This is a genomic window from Streptomyces sp. NPDC002054, from assembly GCF_040296685.1.
Classification (GTDB): domain Bacteria; phylum Actinomycetota; class Actinomycetes; order Streptomycetales; family Streptomycetaceae; genus Streptomyces.
On the sequence record NZ_JBEOXT010000023.1, the window covers coordinates 43,081 to 65,730 of the forward strand.

At 74.7% G+C, this 22,650-nt stretch carries 1 protein-coding gene; it reads right to left on the reverse strand.

Annotated elements, in window-relative coordinates:
- Nucleotides 1-8: 8 nt before the first annotated feature.
- Nucleotides 9-22,637, reverse strand: a complete 22,629-nt coding sequence (locus ABT123_RS21850; RefSeq protein WP_351317143.1) for an SDR family NAD(P)-dependent oxidoreductase — start codon at nt 22,635-22,637, stop codon at nt 9-11.
- Nucleotides 22,638-22,650: the final 13 nt, after the last annotated feature.

The following is a 22,650-nucleotide window of genomic DNA, read 5'->3' on the forward strand; positions in this document are numbered from 1 at the left end:
ATGCCGGGTCATGAGATGCCGAACTCCTTGCCGATGAAGTCGAAGAGGTCGTCGTCGGATGCGGTCTCCAGGGCCTCGGCCACATCGGCGCCGTCGGAGTCGGAGTCGGCAGAAGCGGCGGCCTGTTCACCGGCTTCGCTCCAGGCGGCCAGCAGGGCCTGGAGGCGCTCGGTGATGCGGTCGCGGCCGGTGTCGTCGGGCGTGGACGTGACGAGCGTCTTCTCCAGCCGGTCCAGTTCGGCGAGCAGCGGAGGTACCGCCGCGGCGCCGTGCTGCCAGAGCTCGTCCCGCAGGTACTCCACCAGTGCCGTCGGCGTCGGGTAGTCGAAGACGAGGGTGGCGGGCAGGCGGACGCCGGTGGCGGCGCCGAGCCGGTTGCGGAGTTCGACGGCGGTCAGCGAGTCGAAGCCGACCTCGCTGAACGACCGTGCCGGGTCGACCGCTTCGGGTCCGGCGAAGCCGAGGACCCCTGCGACGTACGTGCAGATCAGCTCCAGCAGCGCCTCGTCCCGCGCAGCCGGCGAGAGCCCGGTGAGGCGCTCGCGCAGCTCCGCTCCGCCGTCCGTACCGGTGGCGGTGGTGCCGGCGGCCCGGCGTACGGGCGTACGGACCAGGCCGGACAGCAGCGGCGGGAGCATCCCGCTGCCCGCCTGGGCGCGCAGCGCGGCAAGGTCGAGCTTGACCGGGACGAGCAGCGCCTGCCCGGTGGCGGTGGCGGCGTCGAACAGCGCCACGCCTTCGGCGGCGGTGAGGGCGTTGACGCCGCCACGGCCGAGCCGGGAGACATCCTCGGCATCCAGGGCACCACCCATGCCACCGGCCTCGGCCCACAGACCCCAGGCCAGGGACGTGGCCACCAGACCCCGTGCCCGGCGGTGTTCGGCCAGGGCGTCCAGGAACGTATTGCCCGCCGCGTAGTTGGCCTGCCCGGCGCCACCGAACACACCGGCAGCAGACGAGAACAGCACGAAGGCGGTGAGGTCCAGGTCCTGGGTGAGTTCGTGCAGGTTCCAGGCCGCATCGGCCTTCGGCCGGAGTACGGCCGACAGGCGCTCGGCGGTCAGCGAGCCGACGACACCGTCGTCCAGGACGCCGGCCGTGTGGACGACCGCCGTCAGCGGGTGTTCCGCGGGGATGGCCTTGATCACAGCGGCGAGTGCTTCACGGTCGGCCACATCACACGCGGCCCACGACACCTCGGCACCCAGGCCCGCAAGCTCGGCCGACAGGTCTGCTCGCTCGCCACTGCGGCTGACGAGCAGCAGGCGTCGCACACCGTGCTCGGTGACCAGGTGACGTGCGAACAGTCCGCCCAGCGAACCAGTCGCACCCGTCACCAGCACCGTGCCCTCGGCATCCCACTCGACGCCCGCATCAGCGGCGACCGCCGTACGCGCCAGCCTCGGCACCAGGACCGAGCCACCTCGCACCGCAACCTCGGACTCACCCGAGGCCAGTACGGCGGGCAGTGCGCGGTGGGACGCATCGCTGCCGTCCGTGTCGGCCAGGACGATCCGGCCGGGGTTCTCCGACTGGGCCGACCGCAGCAGACCCCACGCCGCGGCGTGCACCAGGTCCGACGGGCTCTCACCCGGTACGGCGGCCACCGCGCCCTGGGTCAGGACCAGCAGGCGGGAGTCCGCGAACCGCTCGTCGGACAGCCACTGCTGGAGCAGTGCCAGCACCCGGCCGGTCTCGGCGTGTACCGCACCCGCGACATCCTCCGGGTCGGTTGCCGGGGACAGCTGGACGCACACCACGGCCGGGTCCGCATCCGCGAGGGAGGAGAGGGAGGCGTGGGCCTCGTAGCGGACGCCGACGGCGTCCAGGCCAGGGTGGCCGTCCCCGAGCAGGGCCCAGGGGCGCTGCTCGGCCGCGGAGACCGGGGTCACCGGCACGGCCGTCCACTCCACCTGGAACAGCGACTCCTGTCGGCCGCCGCGCGCCGCGCCGATCTGCTCGGGCGAGACGGCCCGCAGCACGAGCGACTCGACGGAGGCGACCGGAACACCCGCCTGGTCGGCGATCTCCAGGGACACCGCGTCCCGGCCGGCCGGGGCCAGGCGGACCCGGACCGCCGCGGCGCCGGCCGCGTGCAGCCGGACACCGCTCCAGGCGAACGGGAGCCGTCCCTGGCCGGTGTTCTCGACGAGGGCGCCGAGACCGGCCGCGTGGAGGGTCGCGTCCAGGAGTGCCGGGTGGAGGCCGAACCAGTCGGCGGTCTCCCCGGTCTCCTCGTCCAGGCTCACCTCGGCGTACACGGCGTCGCCGTGGAGCCAGGCCGCCCGCAGGCCCTGGAAGACGGGGCCGTAGTCGAACCCAGCTGCGGCCAGGCCTTCGTAAAGGCCGTCGATGTCCACCGGTTCGGCGTCGGCCGGCGGCCAGGCCGTGAGGTCGGAGACCGGGGCCGCGGCGCCGGTGGCGCCAGTGGCGAGGACGCCGGCGGCGTGCCGCGTCCACGGCTCGTCGGCGGGGCTGTCCTCGTCACGGGAGTACAGCGACAGGGCGCGGCGGCCGGTGTCGTCGGCCCCGGCGACGGAGAGCCGCAGTTGGACGCCGCCGTGCTCGGGGAGCACGAGCGGGGCCTCCAGGGTCAGTTCCTCCAGGACCTCGCAGCCGACCTGGTCGCCGGCACGGACCGCCAGTTCCACGAAGGCCGTACCCGGCAGGAGGACCGAGCCGAGGACGGCGTGGTCCGCGAGCCAGGGGTGGGTGGCCGTCGACAGCCGGCCGGTGAAGAGGAACCCGTCCGAGTCGGGCAGTTCGACGGCCGCGCCGAGCAGCGGGTGGTCGGTCGTGCCGAGGCCGAAGCCGGTGGCGTCGCCCGGGGCGTGCTGTGCCCCGACGGCGGAGTCGAGCCAGTACCAGTCGCGCTGGAAGGCGTAGGTGGGCAGCTCGACCTGGCGGGCGCCGGTCGGCGCGAAGTACGCCTCCCAGTCCACCGCCGCGCCGTGGGTGTGGGCGTGGGCGAGGGCGGTGCTCAGGGTCTCGGGCTCGGGCCGGCCGGCGCGGAGGGTGGGCGTGAAGCGGGCCCCGTCCTCGGTCAGGCAGTCCTGAGCCATCGCGGAGAGCACGCCGTCGGGACCGAGTTCGACGTACGTCGTGACTCCGGCGTCCTCCAGGGCGCGGATGCCGTCGAGGAAGCGGACGGCCTCCCGGACGTGGCGGACCCAGAAGTCGGCGGAGCCCATCTCGTCGGTGACGAGGGCGCCGGTCAGGTTGGAGACGACCGGGATGCGCGGGGCGCCGTACGACAGTTCCTCGGCGACCTTGCGGAAGTCGGCGAGCATGCCGTCCATGTGCGGCGAGTGGAAGGCGTGGCTGACCGTCAGCCGCTTGCTCTTGCGGTCCGGGAAGGCCTCCGCGACCGCGACCGCCGCGTCCTCGTCACCGGCGACGACCACCGACCGGGGGCCGTTGACCGCCGCGATGCTCACCCGGTCGGACAGCAGCGGCAGGACCTCGTCCTCCGCGGCCTGTACGGCGATCATCACGCCACCGGCCGGGAGCGCCTGCATCAGCCGGCCGCGTGCGGCGACCAGCGTGCACGCGTCCTCCAGGGACAGCACCCCGGCGACATGCGCGGCGGCGATCTCACCGATGGAGTGACCGGACAGGAAGTCCGGTCGCAGACCCCAGCTCTCGACGAGCCGGAACAGCGCCACCTCGACCGCGAACAGCGCCGGCTGGGTGTACTCCGTACGGTCCAGGACAGCGGCGTCGTCCCCGAACAGGGCCTCCTTCAGCGGCAGTTCCAGCCGCTCGCACACCGCGTCGAGGGCCGCCGCGAACACCGGGTGGGTCTCGTACAGCTCACGCCCCATGCCGAGGCGCTGGCTGCCCTGCCCGGTGAACAGGAAGGCGAGCTTCCCGGCCCCGGCGGCGCTCACGGTACCCCGCGCGACCCCGGCCGTGGCCAGGTCGTCGCTCTCCAGGGCGCCCAGACCGCGCAGCAGCTCCTCCCGGTCCGCCGCCACGACCACCGCACGGTGGTCGAAGGCGGCGCGCCGGGTCGCCAGCGAGTAGGCCACGTCCGTGGCCCTCAGCTCCGCCGAGTCCTCCAGGCGCGCCCGCAGACGGGCCGCCTGGCCGCGCAGCGCGTCCGCCGACCTCGCGGACAGCACGTACGGCAGCACCGGCACACCGTCACCCTCGGCGGCGGTCACGGCCGCCTCGTCCGGAGCCTGCTCGATGATCGTGTGCGCGTTGGTGCCGCTGATGCCGAACGAGGACACACCGGCTCGGCGCGGGCGGCCCGTCTCCGGCCACGGCGTGTTCTCGGTGAGCAGCGTGACGGCGCCGTCCTCCCAGTCCACGTGCGGGGTCGGCTCGTCGACGTGCAGCGTCTTGGGCAGGACCCCGTGCCGCATCGCCATGATCATCTTGATGATGCCCGCGACACCGGCGGCGGCCTGCGTGTGGCCCATGTTGGACTTGATCGAGCCCAGCCACAGCGGCTCGTCCGCCGCGCGCTCCCGGCCGTACGTCGACAGCAGGGCCTGCGCCTCGATCGGGTCGCCCAGGGTCGTGCCCGTGCCGTGCGCCTCGACCACGTCGATCTGCTCGCTGGTCAGCCCGCCGGAGGCCAGTGCCTGGCGGATGACGCGCTGTTGGGAGGGGCCGTTCGGAGCGGTCAGGCCGTTCGAGGCACCGTCCTGGTTGATCGCGGAACCCCGGACCACGGCCAGCACCGGGTGCCCGTTGCGGCGGGCGTCCGAGAGCCGCTCCACCAGCAGCATGCCCGCGCCTTCGGCCCAGCTGGTGCCGTCGGCGGCTGCGGCGAAGGACTTGATGCGGCCGTCGGCGGCCAGCCCGCGCTGGCGGCTGAACTCGGTGAAGGTGCCCGGCGTAGACATGACCGTGACACCGCCGGCCAGCGCCATGGTGCACTCGCCGTTGCGCAGCGCCTGGATCGCCCAGTGCAGGGCGACGAGGGAGGACGAGCAGGCCGTGTCGACGGTGACCGCCGGGCCCTCCAGGCCGAAGGCGTACGAGACGCGGCCGGAGGCGATGCTGCCGGAGTTGCCGGTGCCGAGGTACCCCTCGACGCCGTCCGGCACGGAGGTGATCCGGGTGGCGTAGTCGTGGTACATGATGCCCGCGAAGACGCCGGTCCGGCTGCCGCGCATGGTGGCCGGGTCGATGCCGGCCCGCTCGAAGGCCTCCCAGGAGGTCTCCAGCAGCAGCCGCTGCTGCGGGTCCATCGCCACGGCCTCGCGCGGCGAGATCCCGAAGAACGCCGGGTCGAACCGGCCCGCGTCGTGCAGGAAGCCGCCGGAGCGGGTGTAGCTGGTGCCCTTGCCGTCCGGGTCCGGGTCGTACAACGACTCCAGGTCCCAGCCACGGCCCTGCGGGAACTCCGAGATGGCGTCGACGCCACCCACCACCAGGCGCCACAGGTCCTCGGGGGTTTCGACCCCGCCGGGGTAGCGGCAGCTCATGCCGACGATCGCGATCGGGTCGTCGTCGAGCGCGGTCCCGCGGGTGACGGGGGCGGCCGTGACCGCGGTCTCCTCGTCCGGGGACAGTCCCAGGACCTCGGTGCGCAGGTACGCGGCGAGTGCGGTCGGCGTCGGGTAGTCGAAGACGAGCGTGGCGGGCAGCCGTTCGCCGGTGGCGGCGCCGAGGCGGTTGCGCAGCTCGACGGAGGTCAGGGAGTCGAAGCCGAGCTCCTTGAACGCCCGGCCGGCCGGCACCTCGTCGGTCGAGGCATGGCCGAGTACGGCGGCCACCTCGGCCCGGACCATGTCCAGCAGAGCCGTGTCGCGCTCGTCGGCGGGCAGTGCGGACAGCCGCGTACGGAGCGCGGACCCGTCAGCGGTGGCCCCCTGTCCGGCGGCCCGGCGGGCCGGTACCCGGACCAGGCCGCGCAGCAGGTCCGGAACCATGCCGCTGCGTGCCCGGGCGCGCAGGGCGGCCAGGTCGAGCGGGAGGGGGACGAGCGCCGGGTGGGTGGTGCGCCGGGACGCGTCGAAGAGGGCGAGGCCGGTCTCCGGTGCGAGGGCGCCGATGCCGCTGCGGCTGATGCGCTCGCGGTCGCCGTCGGTCAGGTCGCCGCCCATACCGCCGACGCCGGTCCACAGGCCCCAGGCGAGCGACGTGGCTGCCAGGCCCTGTGCCGTGCGGTGCGCGGCGAGGGCGTCCAGGAAGGTGTTGGCGGCGGCGTAGTTGGCCTGGCCGGCACCGCCGAAGACACCGGCGGCGGAGGAGAACAGGACGAACGCGGAGAGGTCCAGCCCGGCCGTGAGCTCGTGGAGGTTCCACGCGGCGTCGACCTTGGGGCGGAGTACCGCCGACAGGCGCTCGGCGGTCAGCGAGCCGACCACGCCGTCGTCCAGGACACCGGCGGTGTGGATGACCGCGGCGAGCGGGTGCTCGGCCGGGATACCGGCCAAGACAGCAGCCAGAGCCTCCCGGTCGGCCACATCGCATGCCGCCCACGACACCTCGGCACCCAGAGCAGTCAGCTCAGCCGACAGCTCCGGACCCTCACCACGACGGCTGACGAGCAGCAGGTGCCGGACACCGTGCTCGGTCACCAGATGACGCGCGAACAGCCCGCCCAGCGAACCACTCGCACCCGTCACCAGCACCGTGCCCTCGGCATCCCACTCCGAAGAGCCGGCCTCGATCGCCGCACGCGCCAGCCTCGGCACCAACACCGAGCCACCGCGCACCGCCACCTCGGACTCACCCGAAGCCAGCGCAGCCGCCACATCACTGTCGGACTCAACATCCACCAGCACGAACCGGCCCGGGTTCTCCGACTGCGCCGAACGCACCAGACCCCACACACCGGCATGCACCAGGTCCGACACACCCTCACCCGGCACGGCAGCCACCGCGCCCCGCGTCAGAAACACCAGACGCGAAGCCGCGAACCGCTCATCCGCCAGCCACTCCTTGACCAGCGCCAGCACCCGCCCGGTCTCGGCGTGCACCGAACCCGCCAGGTCCTCGACGGCCGGCAGCACACACGGCACCACCAAGGCAGCCGGTATCTCACCACCTTCGACCACGGCCACACCCAGGCCCGCAAGGTCCGCGAACACCTGCGAACCCTCGCCCAGCATCAGCCAGTCGTCGAACGGCTCGCCGCCGGCGGCCGACTCCGCCCACTCCACGCGGAAGAGGGAGTCCCGGGTCGGGTCCGGCACGGTGCTCGTGCTCAGCTGCTCGGGGCTGACGGCGCGCAGGGCCAGGCCGGCCACCGAGGCGACCGGTGCTCCGGTGGCATCGGCGATCGTCAGGGCCACCTCGCCGTTCCGGGCGGTGGTCAGGCGTACCCGGAGCTCGGAGGCTCCGACCGCGTGCAGGGAGACACCGGACCAGGAGAACGGGAGTCGTCCTTCGGCGCCGCCGGCGTCCGCGGTGGCCAGTCCGAGCGCATGCAGGGAGGCGTCGAGGAGGGCGGGGTGCAGGCCGAACCGTGCCGCTTCGTCCTCGGCTCCGTCGGGGAGTGCGACCTCGACGTAGTACGCGTCCTCGTGCCGCCAGGCGGCGCGCAGGCCCTGGAACACCGGCCCGTACCCGAAACCGGAGTCCGCGAGGCCCTCGTACAGCCCCTCCACCGGGACGGCTTCCGCTCCGGCCGGCGGCCACTCGGTGAGGCCCTGCGGGGCCGGGTCGGCAGCCCCGGCCGCGAGCACACCGATGGCGTGCCGCGTCCACGGCTCCTCCGCGCCCGCGCCCTCGGGGCGGGAGTGGAGGGCGAGGCTGCGGCGCCGGCCCGCCGGGTCGGCGGCTCCGACGGAGAGCCGCAGCTGCACGCCGCCGAGCTCGGGCAGCACCAGGGGGGCTTCCAGGGTGAGTTCGTCGACCAGATCGCAGCCGACGTGCTCGCCGGCCCGGAGCGCGAGCTCGACGAAGGCCGTGCCGGGCAGGAGGGCCGCACCCATGACCCGGTGGTCCCCGAGCCAGGGATGGGTGGCCAGCGACAGCCGTCCGGTGAAGAGGTGGCCGTCGGAGTCGGGCAGCTGGACCTCGGCGCCGAGCAGCGGGTGGTCGGCGGTGCCGAGTCCGGCCGCTGCGACGTCACCGTCCGCGCGGCCGGCGTCGAGCCAGTAGAGGGTGCGCTGGAAGGCGTACGTCGGCAGGTCGATGCGGCCGGCCCCGAGCGGGGCGTAGAACGCGTGCCAGTCGACTGCGGCGCCGCGCACGTATGCGGCGGAGAGAGCAGAGAGGAGGGTCTCGGCTTCGTCGCGTCCCGCGCGGAGGGCGGGGACGAAGGCGGTGGAGCGGGACTCGTCGGTCAGGCAGGCCTGCGCCATCGCGGAGAGGACGCCGTCGGGCCCGAGCTCGACGTACGTCGTCACCCCGGCGGCCTCCAGGACGCGTACGCCATCCAGGAAGCGCACCGCCTCCCGGACGTGCCGCACCCAGAACTCCGCCGAACCCATCTCGTCGGACACGAGGGCGCCGGTCAGGTTCGACACGATCGGGATGCTCGGGGCTCCGTACGTCAGCCCGCCCGCCACCTCGCGGAAGGCGTCGAGCATGCCGTCCATGTGCGGCGAGTGGAACGCGTGGCTCACCGTCAGGCGCTTGGTCTTGCGGCCGGAGAACGACTCGGCGATCGCGACCGCCGCGTCCTCGTCACCAGCGACCACAACCGAACGGGGGCCGTTGACCGCCGCGATACTCACCCGGTCGGTCAGCAGCGGAAGAACCTCGTCCTCCGAAGCCTCCAGCGCGATCATCACACCACCGGACGGCAGCGCCTGCATCAGACGACCACGGGCAGCGACCAGGGTGCACGCGTCCTCCAGGGACAGCACACCCGCGACGTGCGCGGCAGCAATCTCACCGATCGAGTGACCGGCCACGAAGTCCGGCTTCACGCCCCACGACTCGACCAGCCGGAACAGCGCCACCTCGACCGCGAACAACGCAGGCTGCGCAAATTCCGTCCGGTCCAGCAACTCCGCATCCGTACCGAACAGCACATCCTTCAGCGGCAGTTCCAGCCGCTCACAGACCGCGTCCAGCGCCTCCGCGAACACCGGATACGCGTCATACAGCTCACGCCCCATCCCCAGCCGCTGACTCCCCTGCCCCGTGAACAGGAACGCGAGCTTCTCCCCCGCCGTCGGCGAGCCCTGGACCAGGCCCGCCGCCCCGCGCCCCTCGGCGAGGGCCGCCAGGCCGGCGCGGAAGCCGTCGTGGTCCGAGGCGACCACCGTCGCGCGGTGCTCGAAGACGGCCCGGGTGGTCGCCAGGGTGTGGCCGATGTCGGTCAGCGGCGTCGTCGGGTGGGCCGCCAGGTGGGACAGGAGTCGCTCGCCCTGGGCGCGCAGTGCCTCGGGCGTGCGGGCGGTCAGGTGCCAGGGCAGCGCGACCGGGGCCACCGTTCCGGCGACCGGAGCGGTCACCGGAGCGACGGCGTCCGCCGGGAGTTCGATGATGGCGTGGGCGTTCGTACCGCTCATGCCGAAGGAGGAGACGCCCGCGCGGCGCGGGCGGCCGGTCTCGGGCCACGCCCGCTGCTCGGTGAGCAGCGAGACCGCGCCCGCCGACCAGTCCACGTGCGGCGACGGCTCGTCCACGTGCAGGGTCTGCGGCAGTACGCCGTGGCGCATCGCCTGGACCATCTTGATGATGCCGGCGACACCGGCGGCGGCCTGCGTGTGGCCGAAGTTGGACTTGATGGAGCCCAGCCACAGCGGGCTGTCCTCGGGCCGGTCCTGGCCGTACGTGGCCAGCAGCGCCTGTGCCTCGATCGGGTCGCCGAGCCGGGTACCCGTACCGTGCGCCTCCACCGCGTCCACCTCGGCGGCGGTCAGGCCGGCGTTGGCCAGGGCCTGGCGGATGACGCGCTGCTGCGAGGGGCCGTTGGGGGCGGTGAGGCCGTTGCTGGCGCCGTCCTGGTTGACGGCGGTGCCGCGGAGGACCGCCAGCACCTGGTGGCCGTTGCGGCGGGCGTCCGACAGCCGCTCGACGAGGAGCATGCCGACGCCCTCGCCCCAGGCGGTGCCGTCGGCAGCCGCGGCGAACGGCTTGCAGCGGCCGTCGGCGGCAAGGCCTCGCTGCCGGCTGAACTCGGTGAAGACGTCGGGGGTGGTGATGATGGTGACGCCGCCCGCCAGGGCGAGCGAGCACTCGCCGGCCCGCAGGGCCTGCGCCGCCAGGTGCAGGGCGACCAGCGAGGAGGAGCAGGCGGTGTCGACGGTGACGGCCGGGCCCTCGAAGCCGAAGGTGTAGGAGACGCGGCCGGAGGCGATGCTGCTGGAGCCGCCGGTGCCGAGGTAGCCCTCGACGCCTTCGGGGACGGTGTTCAGGCGGGACACGTAGTCGTTGTGCATCTGGCCGACGAACACGCCGACCTGTCGGCCCCGCAGGCCCGTCGGGTCGATCCCGGCCCGCTCGAAGGCCTCCCAGGAGGTCTCCAGCAGCAGGCGCTGCTGCGGGTCCATGGCGAGGGCCTCGCGCGGGTTGATCCCGAAGAACGACGGGTCGAAGTGGTGGGCGTCGTAGACGAAGCCGCCTTCGCGGGCGTAGGAGGTGCCGGGGTTGTCGGGGTCGGGGTCGTACAGCGCCTCGGTGTCCCAGCCGCGGTCGGCCGGGAGGTGCGCGATGCCGTCGCGGCCTTCGGCGAGCAGTTCCCACAGGTCTTCGGGACTGCGGACGTCGCCGGGGAAGCGGCAGCTCATGGCGACGATGGCGATGGGGTCGTCGGCCTCGGCGGCGGCCGACCGGACCGTGAGGGCGGCGGCAGCGGCAGCGGCCTCGGAGCCGAGGAGTTCGTCCTTGAGGTAGCCGGCGAGGACGGTGGGGGTGGGGTAGTCGAAGACGAGGGTGGCGGGCAGCCGGACGCCGGCGGTGGCGCCGAGCCGGTTGCGGAACTCGACGGCGGTCAGCGAGTCGAAGCCGAGGTCCTTGAAGGCGCGCCCGGGTTCGACGGCGTCGGGGGTGGCGTGGCCGAGGACGGCGGCCACCTGGTCGCGTACGAGGTCCAGCAGCAGCGCGTCGCGTTCGTTCTCGGGGAGCCGTACGAGCTGCTCCACGAGCGAGGTTCCGGTGCCGGTGCCGGCGGCGGTGGCCGCCGCGGCCCGGCGGGCGGGGGCCCGGACCAGGCCGCGCAGCAGGGCGGGGACCATGCTCGCGTCGGCCTGGCGCAGGGGCGCGAGGTCGAGCTGCATGGGGACGAGGTGGGCGTCGCCGGTGCGGTGGGCGGTGTCGAGCAGGGCCAGGCCCTCCTCGGAGGAGAGGCCGAGGACGCCGGAGCGCGTCATGCGGTCCTTGTCGGCGGTGTCCAGCTCGCCGGTCATGCCGCTGGCCTCGGCCCACAGGCCCCAGCCGAGGGAGGTGGCGGCCAGGCCGTGGGCCTGGCGGTGGCGGGCGAGGGCGTCGAGGAAGACGTTCGCGGCGGCGTAGTTGGCCTGGCCGGCGCCGCCGAAGGTGCCGGCGGCGGAGGAGAAGAGGACGAAGTCGGCCAGGTCCAGGTGGCGGGTGAGTTCGTGCAGGTGGAGGGCGGCGTCGGCCTTGGGGCGCAGGACGCGGTCGATCCGCTCGGGGGTGAGGGCCGTCGTGATGCCGTCGTCGAGGACGCCGGCGGTGTGGACGACGGCGGTCAGCGGGTGTGCGGCCGGGATGCCGGCCAGGAGGGCGGCGAGTGCGTCGCGGTCGGCGGCGTCGCAGGCGGCGACGGTGACCTCGGCGCCCAGGGCGCGCAGCTCTGCGGCGAGTTCGGCGGCGCCGGCGGCGGCCTCGCCGCGGCGGCTGGTCAGGATCAGGCGGCGGGCGCCGCGGGCGGTGACGGCGTGCCGGGCGACGAGGGCACCAAGGGTGCCGGTGCCGCCGGTGATGAGGACGGTGCCGTCGGGGTTCCACTCGGCGGGCACGGTGAGCACGATCTTGCCGGTGTGGCGGGCCTGGCTGAGGTAGCGGAAGGCTTCGGGGGCCTGGCGCAGGTCCCAGGCGGAGACCGGGATCGGGCGCAGGGCTCCGGACTCGAAGAGGCCAAGGAGGGCGGTGAGCATCTCCTGGATGCGGTCGAGGCCGGCCTCGGTCAGGTCGAACGCCTGGTAGCCGACGCCGGGGTGGGCGGCGGCGACGTCGCGGGGGTCGCGGACGTCGGTCTTGCCCATCTCGACGAAGCGTCCGCCGCGCGGCAGGAGCCGCAGGGAGGCGTCGACGAACTCGCGGGCGAGGGAGTCGAGGACGACGTCGACGCCGCGTCCGTCGGTGGCCGTGCGGAAGGCGTCCTCGAAGTCGAGGGTGCGGGAGGAAGCGATCCTGTCGTCGGTCAGGCCGAGTCCGCGCAGGGTGTCCCACTTGGTGGGACTGGCGGTGGCGTAGACCTCGGCGCCCCAGTGGCGGGCCAGCTGGACGGCGGCCATGCCGACGCCGCCGGCGGCGGCGTGCACGAGGAGGGTTTCGCCCTCGCGCAGGCCGGCGAGGTCGTGGAGGGCGTAGTACGCCGTCATGAAGACGATCGGTACGGCCGCGGCCTCGGCGAAAGTCCAGCCCTCGGGCATCGGGGCGATCATGCGGCGGTCGACGACGGTGAGCGGGCCGAACGCGCCGGGCAGCATGCCCATGACGCGGTCGCCGGGGGCGAGGTCGGTGACGCCGGGGCCGGTCTCCAGGACGATGCCGGCGCCTTCGGAGCCCATCAGGCCGGGGTCGCCGGGGTACATGCCGAGGGCGTTGAGCACGTCGCGGAAGTTGAGGCCGGCGGCGCGCACGGCGACGCGGACCTGGCCGGGCTCCAGCGGTGCCTCGGACTCGGGGCTGGGGAGGAGGGTGAGGTGGTCGAGGGTGCCCTTGTCCTCGATGTCCATGCGCCAGGCGGAACCGTCCGCGGGCGGGGTCAGCGGGGTGGTGGCGGGGATCCGGGCGAGACGGGGGGCATGGACGGTGCCGCGGCGGATCGCGAACTGCGGTTCGCCGGTGGCGAGGGCGGCGGCGAGGGTTTCAACCGGGGCATCGTCGTCGAGGTCGGCGAGGACGAAGCGGTCGGGGTTCTCCGACTGGGCGGAGCGGACCAGGCCCCAGACGGGGGCGTGGACCGGGTCGGCGAGGTCCCAGTCGCCCTGGGTGGCGACGGCGCCATGGGTGAGGAACACCAGGCGTGACTCGGCGAAGCGGTCGTCGGCGAGCCAGGCCTGGAGCAGGGCGAGGGCCTGGTGGGTGGCCGTCCGGACGGCATCCGGCGTGAGCGCGCCATCCGCCTCGGCGGGCGGGCAGGGGGCCAGGACGTACGCGGGGGCCGGGGCGCCGCCCGCGTCCAGGGCCGTGGCCAGGGCGGTGAGGTCGGCGTAGCCCTGGCCGGGCAGGGTGGCGGTGCCACTGCCGGTGGCGGAGCCGGAGCCGGAGCCGGTGCCGCCCGGGCCAGTGCCGGAGCCCGAGCCGAGGACGGCCCAGGTGGTGGCGGGTTCGTCCGCGGGGCCGGCCGCGCTGTCGGTCAGGGATCCCGGCGCGGTGTCCGCCGGCAGGGGGACGGTAGCCCACTCGACGCGGAACAGTGACTCGTGGTGCGCGCTGCGCATGGCGTCGGTGAGGCGGTCGGCGGAGATCGGCCGGACCATCAGCTGCTCGACGGCGGCGACGGGCGCGCCGGTGGTGTCGGCCAGCTGGAGGGAGAGGGTGTCCTCGCCCGCCGAGGTGAGGCGGACGCGCAGTGCGGCGGCGCCGACGGCGTGCAGGGACACGCCGCGCCAGGAGAACGGCAGCCCCGCCTGGCGGTCCGCGTCGGACGGCCGGACGAAGGTGGCGTGCAGGGCGGCGTCGAGCAGGGCCGGGTGCAGGCCGAACCGGGTGGCCTCGGACTGCCGGTCCTCGGGCAGGGCCACCTCGGCGTAGACGTCCTCGCCGAGGGTCCAGGCGGCCCGCAGGCCCTGGAACACGGGCCCGTAGGCGAAGCCGCCCTGGCCCAGGTGCTCGTACAGGCCGTCGACGGTGACGGCCTCGGCGCCCGGCGGGGGCCAGGCGGTGAGGTCGAAGGCGGGACGCGGGGCGCCGGCGGCGAGGACACCGGTGGCGTGGCGGGTCCACGGCTCGTCGTCGGCGGCGTCCGGGTCGCCGGAGTACAGGTCCAGGGTGCGCCGACCGTCCCGGTCGGGGGCGCCGACCACGATCTGGAGGCGGACCGCGGCGTGCGGGGCGAGGACCAGCGGGGCTTCGAGGGTGAGTTCCTCGAGGACGTCGCAGCCGGCCTGGTCGCCGGCCCGGACGGCGAGTTCGACGAAGGCGGTGCCGGGCAGCAGGACGGTGCCCATGACGGCGTGGTCGGCCAGCCAGGGGTGGGTGTCGAGGGAGAGGCGTCCGGTGAACAGGAAGCCCTCGCCGTCGGCGAGCGGGACGGCGGCACCGAGCAGCGGGTGGTGGGCGGCGCCCAGGCCGGCCGATTCGACGTCGCCGATGAAGCCGGCGGGGGCTTCGAGCCAGAACCGGCGGCGCTGGAAGGCGTACGTGGGCAGGTCGGTGCGGCGGGCGCCGGTCGCGGCGAAGTACGCGGCCCAGTCGAGCGGGACGGCCCGGGTGTGGACGGCGGCGACGGCAGCGGCCAGTGCCTCCGCCTCGCCGCGGTCGCGGCGCAGGGCCGGAACGAAGACCACGTCCGTGCCGGTGTCGGTGTCGGTGTCGGTGTCGGTGTCGGTGTCGGTGTCGGTGAGGCAGTCGCGGCCCAGGCCGGACAGCACGCCCTGCGGGCCCAGTTCCAGGTAGGTGGTGACGCGCTCGGCGTCCAGGGTGCGGATGCCGTCGAGGAAGCGGACGGCTTCGCGGACGTGGGAGACCCAGTGCTCGGGGGTGCGCAGTTCCTCGCCCGCGATCTCGCCGGTGAGATGGGTGACGACGGGGATGGCGGGCGCGTGGTAGGTGAGGGAGGCGGCGACGTCGCGGAAGGCGTTGAGCATGCCGTCCATCAGCGGGGAGTGGAAGGCGTGGCTGACGGTGAGCCGCTTGGTCTGCCGGCCGCGCCGCTCGAACTCGGCGGCGATCTCCAGCGCCAGGGCCTCCTCGCCCGAAATCACCACACCGGAGGCGGAGTTGACGGCGGCGATGCCGATCCGGTCCTCGTGGCCGGCCAGCAGCGGCCGAACCTCGTCCTCGGTGGCGGTCAGCGCGATCATCGCGCCGCCCTCGGGCAGTTGCTCCATGAGGCGGCCCCGGGCGGCGACCAGGACGGCCGCGTCGGGCAGCGAGAGGACGCCCGCGACGTGCGCGGCGGTGATCTCTCCGATGGAGTGGCCTGCGACGAAGTCGGGGCGCAGGCCCCAGGATTCGACGAGGCGGTAGAGCGCGGTCTCCAGGGCGAACAGGGCGGGCTGGGTGTAGCCGGTCCGGTTGAGGAGTGCACCGTCCTCGGCGAACAGGACGTTCTTGAGGGGCTGTTCGAGGTGCGGCTCCAGGGCCGCGCAGACCTCGTCCAGGGCGGCGGCGAACGCCGGGTGGGTCTCGTACAGTTCGCGGCCCATGCCGGGGCGCTGGCTGCCCTGTCCGGTGAAGAGGACGGCGAGCCTGCCGTCGGCGGTGTCGTGCTGGACGAGCCGGGCGCCGTCGCGGCCCTCGGCGAGGGCGGTGAGTCCGGCGAGGAGTTCCTCGCGGTCACCGGCGACGACGGCGGCCCGGCGGTCCAGGGCGGTGCGGGTGGTGGCCAGGGAGTACGCGATGTCGGCGGGGGCCGCGTCGGGGTGTTCCGCGAGGTGCGCGGCGAGCCGGGCGGCCTGGGCGCGCAGTGCGTCGGGGGTACGGCCGGAGAGGACGAACGGCAGCGGCGTCCCGGCGGGCATGCCGGTCTCGGGGTCCGGCTCGGCGTCCGCTTCGGTGGGTGCCTCGGTGTCCGCCTCGGTGGGCGGCTGCTCGATGATGACGTGCGCGTTGGTGCCGCTGACGCCGAAGGAGGAGATGCCCGCGCGGCGCGGGCGGCCCGTTTCGGGCCAGGCGGCGGACTCGGTCAGCAGCTCGACCGCGCCGGCGGTCCAGTCGATGTGCGGGGACGGCTCGCCGATGTGCAGGGAGGCCGGCAGGACGCCGTGGCGCATCGCCTGGACCATCTTGATAATGCCGGCGGCGCCGGCGGCGGCCTGGGTGTGGCCGATGTTGGACTTGATGGAGCCCAGGCGCAGCGGCCGGTCCGCGGGGCGGCCCTGGCCGTAGGTGGCCAGCAGGGCCTGCGCCTCGATGGGGTCGCCGAGGGTGGTGCCGGTGCCGTGCGCCTCGACGGCGTCGACGTCGGCGGGGGTCAGGCCGGCGTGGGCGAGGGCCTCCCGGATGACGCGCTGCTGGGAGGGCCCGTTCGGGGCGGTCAGGCCGTTGGAGGCGCCGTCCTGGTTGACGGCGGTACCGCGGACCACGGCCAGCACCGGGTGGCCGTTGCGGCGGGCGTCGGAGAGCCGCTCGACGAGGATCATGCCGGCGCCCTCGGCCCAGCCGGTGCCGTCGGCGTCGCCGGAGAAGGACTTGCAGCGGCCGTCCGTCGACAGTCCGCGCTGGCGGCTGAAGTCGATGAAGGTGTCCGGGGTGGACATGACGGTGACGCCGCCGGCGAGTGCCATGTCGCATTCGCCGTTGCGCAGCGCCTGCGCGGCCAGGTGCAGGGCGACCAGGGAGGAGGAGCAGGCCGTGTCGATGGTGACGGCGGGGCCTTCGAGGCCGAAAGTGTAGGAGATGCGGCCGGAGGCGACGCTGCCGGCGGTGCCGGTGCCGAGGTAGCCCTCCAGGCCCTCGGGTACGGCGGGGAGTCGGGTCAGGTAGTCGTGGTACATGACGCCGGCGAACACGCCGGTACGGCTGCCGCGCAGCGACGAGGGGTCCAGGCCGGCCCGCTCGAACGCCTCCCAGGAGGTCTCCAGCAGGAGCCGCTGGTGCGGGTCCATGGCCAGGGCCTCGCGCGGATTGATGCCGAAGACGTCGGGGTCGAAGTCGGCGGCGTCGTGGAGGAAGCCGCCTTCGCGGGTGTACGAGGTCCCGGCCTGACCGGGGTCGGAGTCGTACAGCGCGTCGAGGTTCCAGCCGCGGTCGGTGGGGAACGGGGAGATCGCGTCGACGGAGCCGGCGACGAGCTGCCACAGCTCCTCGGGGGTGGCGACGCCGCCGGGGTAGCGGCAGCTCATGGCGACGATGGCGATGGGCTCGTCGGCGGCGGTGGCGCGGGCGCCGGTGCCGGTGCCGGCCGGGGCCGGGGCGGCCCGGTCGCCGAGGAGTTCGGTGCGCAGGAACACCGCGAGGGCGTTGGGGGTGGGGTAGTCGAAGACGAGGGTGGCGGGCAGCCGGACACCGGTGGCCGAGCCGAGGCGGTTGCGCAGTTCGACGGCGGTGAGCGAGTCGAAGCCGAGCTCCTTGAAGGCGCGGCCGGGGTCGACGGCGTCGGGGCCGGGGAAGCCGAGGACGGCGGCGACCTGGACGCGGACGGTGGCCAGCAGCAGCCGGTCGCGTTCGGCGGCGGTCAGCGGCAGCAGCCGCTCGGTGAGACCGTCGGCGGGGGCGGCGCCCCGGTCGGCGGCGGCCCGGCGCGCGGCGGGCCGGACCAGACCGCGCAGCAGGGCGGGGACGCTGCTCGCGTCGGCCTGGCGGAGCGCGGCCAGGTCCAGGTGCATGGGGACGGCGGTGGGGTCGCCGACGGCGCGGGCGGTGTCCATGAGGGCCAGGCCCTCGGCGGAGGACAGCGCGGCGACTCCGGCGCGGGAGATCCGCTCCAGGTCGGCGTCGGCGAGGTCGCCGGTCATACCGCTGCGTTCGGCCCACAGGCCCCAGGCAAGCGCGGTGGCGGGCAGGCCCTCGGCGCGGCGGCGCTGGGCGAGCGCGTCGAGGAAGGTGTTGGCGGCGGCGTAGTTGGCCTGGCCGGCCGCGCCGAGGGTACCGGCGGCGGCGGAGAACAGGACGAACGCCGCGAGGTCGAGGTCGCGGGTCAGCTCGTGCAGGTGGACAGCCGCGTCGACCTTGGCGGGCAGGACGTGGTCGATCCGCTCGGGAGTGAGGGCTTCGAGGATGCCGTCGTCGAGCACGCCGGCGGTGTGGACGACGGCGGTCAGCGGCCGGTCGGCCGGTACGGCGGCCAGCAGCGCGGAGAGCGCCTCGCGGTCGGCGGCGTCGCAGGCGGCAAGGGTCACCTCGGCACCCAGGCCGCGCAGTTCGGCCAGGAGTTCGGGGGCACCGGCGGCGGCCTCGCCGCGGCGGCTGGTCAGCAGCAGGTGGCGTACGCCGTGCTCGGTGACCAGATGACGGGCGACCAGCCCGCCGAGGGTGCCGGTGGCGCCGGTGACCAGGGCGGTGCCGTCCGGGTCGAGCGCGGGAGCCTGCTGGTCGGGGCCGGCGGGGACGCGGGCGAGCCGGGGCACGACGGCGCGGCCCTCGCGGAGGGCGAGCTGCGGCTCGGCGGTGGCCAGCGCGGCGGGCAGGGCGGCCGGCAGGGCGCGCAGGGACGACTCGTGGTCGTCCAGGTCGAGCAGGACGAACCGGTCGGGGTGCTCGGACTGGGCCGAGCGCAGCAGGCCCCACAGCGGGGCGTGCGCCAGGTCGGGCACATCGGAGCCGGCGGTGGTGGCGATGGCGCCGCGGGTGACGAACACCAGGTGGGAGCCGGCGAAGCGGTCGTCGGCGAGCCAGGCCCGGGCCAGGTCCAGGGCGTGGTGCAGGGCCTCGGCGACGGCGCCGGGCAGGGCGGCGTCGACGGGGGTCCGCGCCGCATCCGCGGCGGCGGGCAGGGGCACGAGGACGGCCTGCGGTACGGGGCCGCCGGCCTCGACCGCCGCGCCGAGGGCGGCGAGGTCGGTGTGGGCGGCGGCGGTCGGCAGCACGGTGGTGAAGCGGGACCCGGTTCCGGTCTCGCCGAGGAGGGCCCACTGGCCGGGGGCGACGGTGGTGGCGGCCGGCAGGGCCAGCGGGCTCCACTCGACGCGGAACAGCGACTCGTGGAAGGCAGTACGGGCCGCCCGCACCTGGTCGGGGGTGACCGGGCGGAGCAGCAGCGCGTCGACGGAGGCGACGGGTGCGCCGGTCTCGTCGGCCAGGTCCACGGAGACGGTGTCCTGGCCGGCGGGTGCCAGCCGGACCCGCAGGGCGCGGGCGCCGACGGCCCGGAGGGCGACTCCGCTCCAGGAGAACGGCAGCCTGCCGTGCTCGGTGTCCTCCAGCAGGGCGCCCATGCCGACGGCGTGCAGGGCGGCGTCCAGCAGGGCGGGGTGCAGGCCGAACAGGGCCGCTTCGGGGTGCGCCTGCTCGGGCAGGCGGACCTCGGCGAAGACCTCGTCGGCGCGCTGCCAGGCGCCGGTCAGGCCCTGGAAGACGGGACCGTAGGCGAAGCCGGAGGCGGTGAGGTGGTCGTAGAGGCCCTCGACGGGCACGGGGGTGGCGCCCTGCGGCGGCCAGACGGCCAGGTCGGTGCCGGTCCCCCGGTCGGCGGGGGCGCCGGCGGGGGCGAGGAAGCCGGTGGCGTGCCGGGTCCAGGCGCCTTCGCCCCAGGCGTCGTCGGCGGCATCCTCGGGCCGGGAGTGCAGGGTCAGGGAGCGCCGTCCGTCGGCCTCGGGGGCGCCGACGGCGAGCTGGATCTGTACGCCGCCGTGCGGGGGCAGGGCCAGGGGTGCCTGGAGGGTGAGTTCGTCGAGGAGTTCGCAGCCGGTGTGCTCGCCGGCCCGGAGGGCGAGTTCCACGAAGGCGGTGCCGGGCAGCAGCACGGTGTCCATGACCGTGTGGTCGGCGAGCCAGGGGTGGGTGGCCAGGGAGAGCCGGCCCGTGAACAGGTAGCCGTCGCCGTCGGCCAGGGCGATGGCCGCGCCGAGCAGGGGGTGGTCGGCGGAGCCGATGCCGGCGGCGGTGACGTCGCCGGTCCAGGCAGTGGGCTGCTCGGGCCAGTACAGCCGGCGCTGGAAGGCGTACGTGGGCAGGTCGACACGGGTGGCGTCGCGGCCGGCGAAGACGGCGGACCAGTCGACGGGGACGCCGTGGACGTGGGCCTGGGCGACGGCGGCGGCGAACGCGGCCGGCTCGGGGCGGTCGGCGCGCAGGACGGGGACGAACACGGCGTCGTCCCGGCCGTCCTGGCCGGTGAGGCAGTCCTGTGCGAGGGCGGTGAGGACCCCGCCGGGGCCGACCTCGACGAAGGTGGTGACGCCGAGGTCGGCCAGGCCGCGCACCCCGTCGAGGAAGCGGACCGCCTCGCGGACGTGCCGGACCCAGTAGTCGGCGGTGCAGATCTCGTCGGCGGTGACGGAGGCGCCGGTGAGGTTGGAGACGATCGGGATGACGGGCGGCGCGTAGGAGACGGCTTCGGCGGCCTCGCGGAACGCGTCGAGCATGCCGTCCATGAGCGGCGAGTGGAAGGCGTGGCTGACCGTCAGCCGCTTGGTGCGGCGGCCACGGGCGCGCAGGGCTTCGGCGACCGCGGTGGCGGCGTCCTCGTCGCCGGAGACGACCACGGAGCGGGGGCCGTTGACGGCGGCTATGGACACCCGGCCGGTGAGCAGCGGGGTGACCTCGTCCTCGGTGGCCTCGACGGCGATCATCGCGCCACCGGCGGGCAGGGCCTGCATCAGGCGGCCACGGGCGGCCACGAGGGCTGCCGCGTCGGGGAGCGTGAGGACGCCGGAGACATGGGCGGCGGCGAGTTCACCGATGGAGTGCCCGATGAGGAAGTCGGCGGTCACGCCCCACTGTTCGAGCTGCCGGTAGAGGGCGACCTCCACGGCGAACAGGGCGGCCTGGGTGTACGCGGTCTCGTCGAGGAGCGCCGCCTCCGGGGTGCCTTCGGTGGCGAACAGTACGTCGTACAGGGGGCGTTCGAGGTGCCGGTCGAGTTCGTCGCGGACCGCGTCGAGGGCGCGGGCGAAGGCGGGGTGGGTGGCGTACAGCTCCCGCCCCATGCCCGGGCGCTGGCTGCCCTGGCCGGTGAACAGGAAGGCGGTGTTGCCGTCGCCGACGGCGCCGAGGACCGGGCCCGCGGGCTGTTCGCCGGCGGCGAGCGCCTCGAGGTCGGTGAGCAGCGTCTCGCGGTCCGCGGCGAAGAGGACGGCCCTGCGGTCCAGCGAGGAGCGGCTGGTGGCGAGGGAGAAGCCGAGGTCGGTCAGGGCCGCGGGGGCCGCGGCGAGTTCGGGGCGGGCGCGCAGGTGGGCGGCGAGGCGGGCGGCCTGGGCGCGCAGGGCCTCCTCGCTGTGGCCCGACACCAGGAGCGGCACCGGCCCGGCGGCGGCCACGGTGGGCTCGGCCGTCGCGGTCGCCGTCGCGGTCGCCGTCGCCCCCGCCGCGGGCTCGGCCGTCGCGGGGGCGGGGCCGGCCGGGTCGGCGGGCGGGGCCTGCTCGATGACGGTGTGGGCGTTGGTGCCGCTGACGCCGAAGGAGGAGATACCGGCCCGGCGCGGCTGGCCGGTCTCAGGCCATGGCACGGCCCGGGTGAGCAGCTCGACGTCGCCGGTGGTCCAGTCGACGGCGGTGGACGGCTGGTCGATGTGGAGGGACTCGGGCAGGACGCCATGCTGCATCGCCAGGATCATCTTGATGATGCCCGCGACACCGGCGGCGGCCTGGGTGTGCCCGAGGTTGGATTTGACCGATCCGAGCCACAGCGGCCGGCCCTCGGGCCGGTTCTGGCCGTAGGTGGCCAGGATGGCCTGCGCCTCGATGGGGTCGCCGAGGGTGGTGCCGGTGCCGTGCGCCTCGACGACGTCGACCTGCGCCGGGGTGAGTCCGGCGTTGGTCAGGGCCTGCCGGATGACACGCTGCTGGGAGGGCCCGTTGGGGGCGGTCAGGCCGTTGGAGGCGCCGTCCTGGTTGATCGCGCTGCCGCGGACGACGGCCAGGACGGGGTGGCCGAGGCGGCGGGCGTCGGACAGCTTCTCGACAAGCAGCATGCCGACGCCCTCGCCCCAGCCGGTGCCGTCGGCGCCGTCGGCGAACGGCTTGCACCGGCCGTCGGGGGCGAGTCCGCGCTGCCGGCTGAACTGCACGAAGGCGCGCGGGCTGGACATGACCGTGACACCGCCCGCCAGGGCCAGGGAGCACTCGCCATTGCGCAGCGCCTGCACCGCGAGGTGGAGGGCGACGAGCGAGGCCGAGCAGGCGGTGTCGACGGTGACGGAGGGACCTTCGAGGCCGAAGGTGTAGGAGAGCCGACCGGAGATGACGCTGGCGGCGTTCCCGGTGAGGAGGTACTGCTCGACGCCCTGCGGGACCCCGTCGCGCAGCAGATCGGGGTAGTCCTGGCCGTTGGTGCCGATGAAGACACCGGCCTTGCTGCCGCGCAGGGCCGCCGGGTCGATCCCGGCGCGCTCGAAGGTCTCCCAGGAGGTTTCGAGCAGCAGGCGCTGCTGCGGGTCCATGCCGAGGGTTTCGCGCGGGCTGATCCCGAAGAAGGCGGCATCGAACTCGCCGACCCCGTCGAGGAATCCGCCCTCGCGGGTGTACGAAGTACCCCGCTGGTCGGGGTCGGCGTCGTACAGGGACGCGAGGTCCCAGCCGCGGTCGGCGGGGAAGTCGGTGATGGCGTCCCGGCCGCCCGCCACCAGGTCCCACAGGCCCTCCGGCGACTCGATGCCGCCGGGGAACCTGCAGGCCATGCCGACGATCGCGATCGGCTCCGGCTCCTGGGACTCGACCTCGCGCAGGCGCTGCCGTGTCTGGTGCAGATCGGCCGTCACCCGCTTCAAGTAGCCGAGGATCTTTTCCTGATCCGACGCCTGACCCGCCATTGGAACCTCACCCATGCTCGTCACAAAC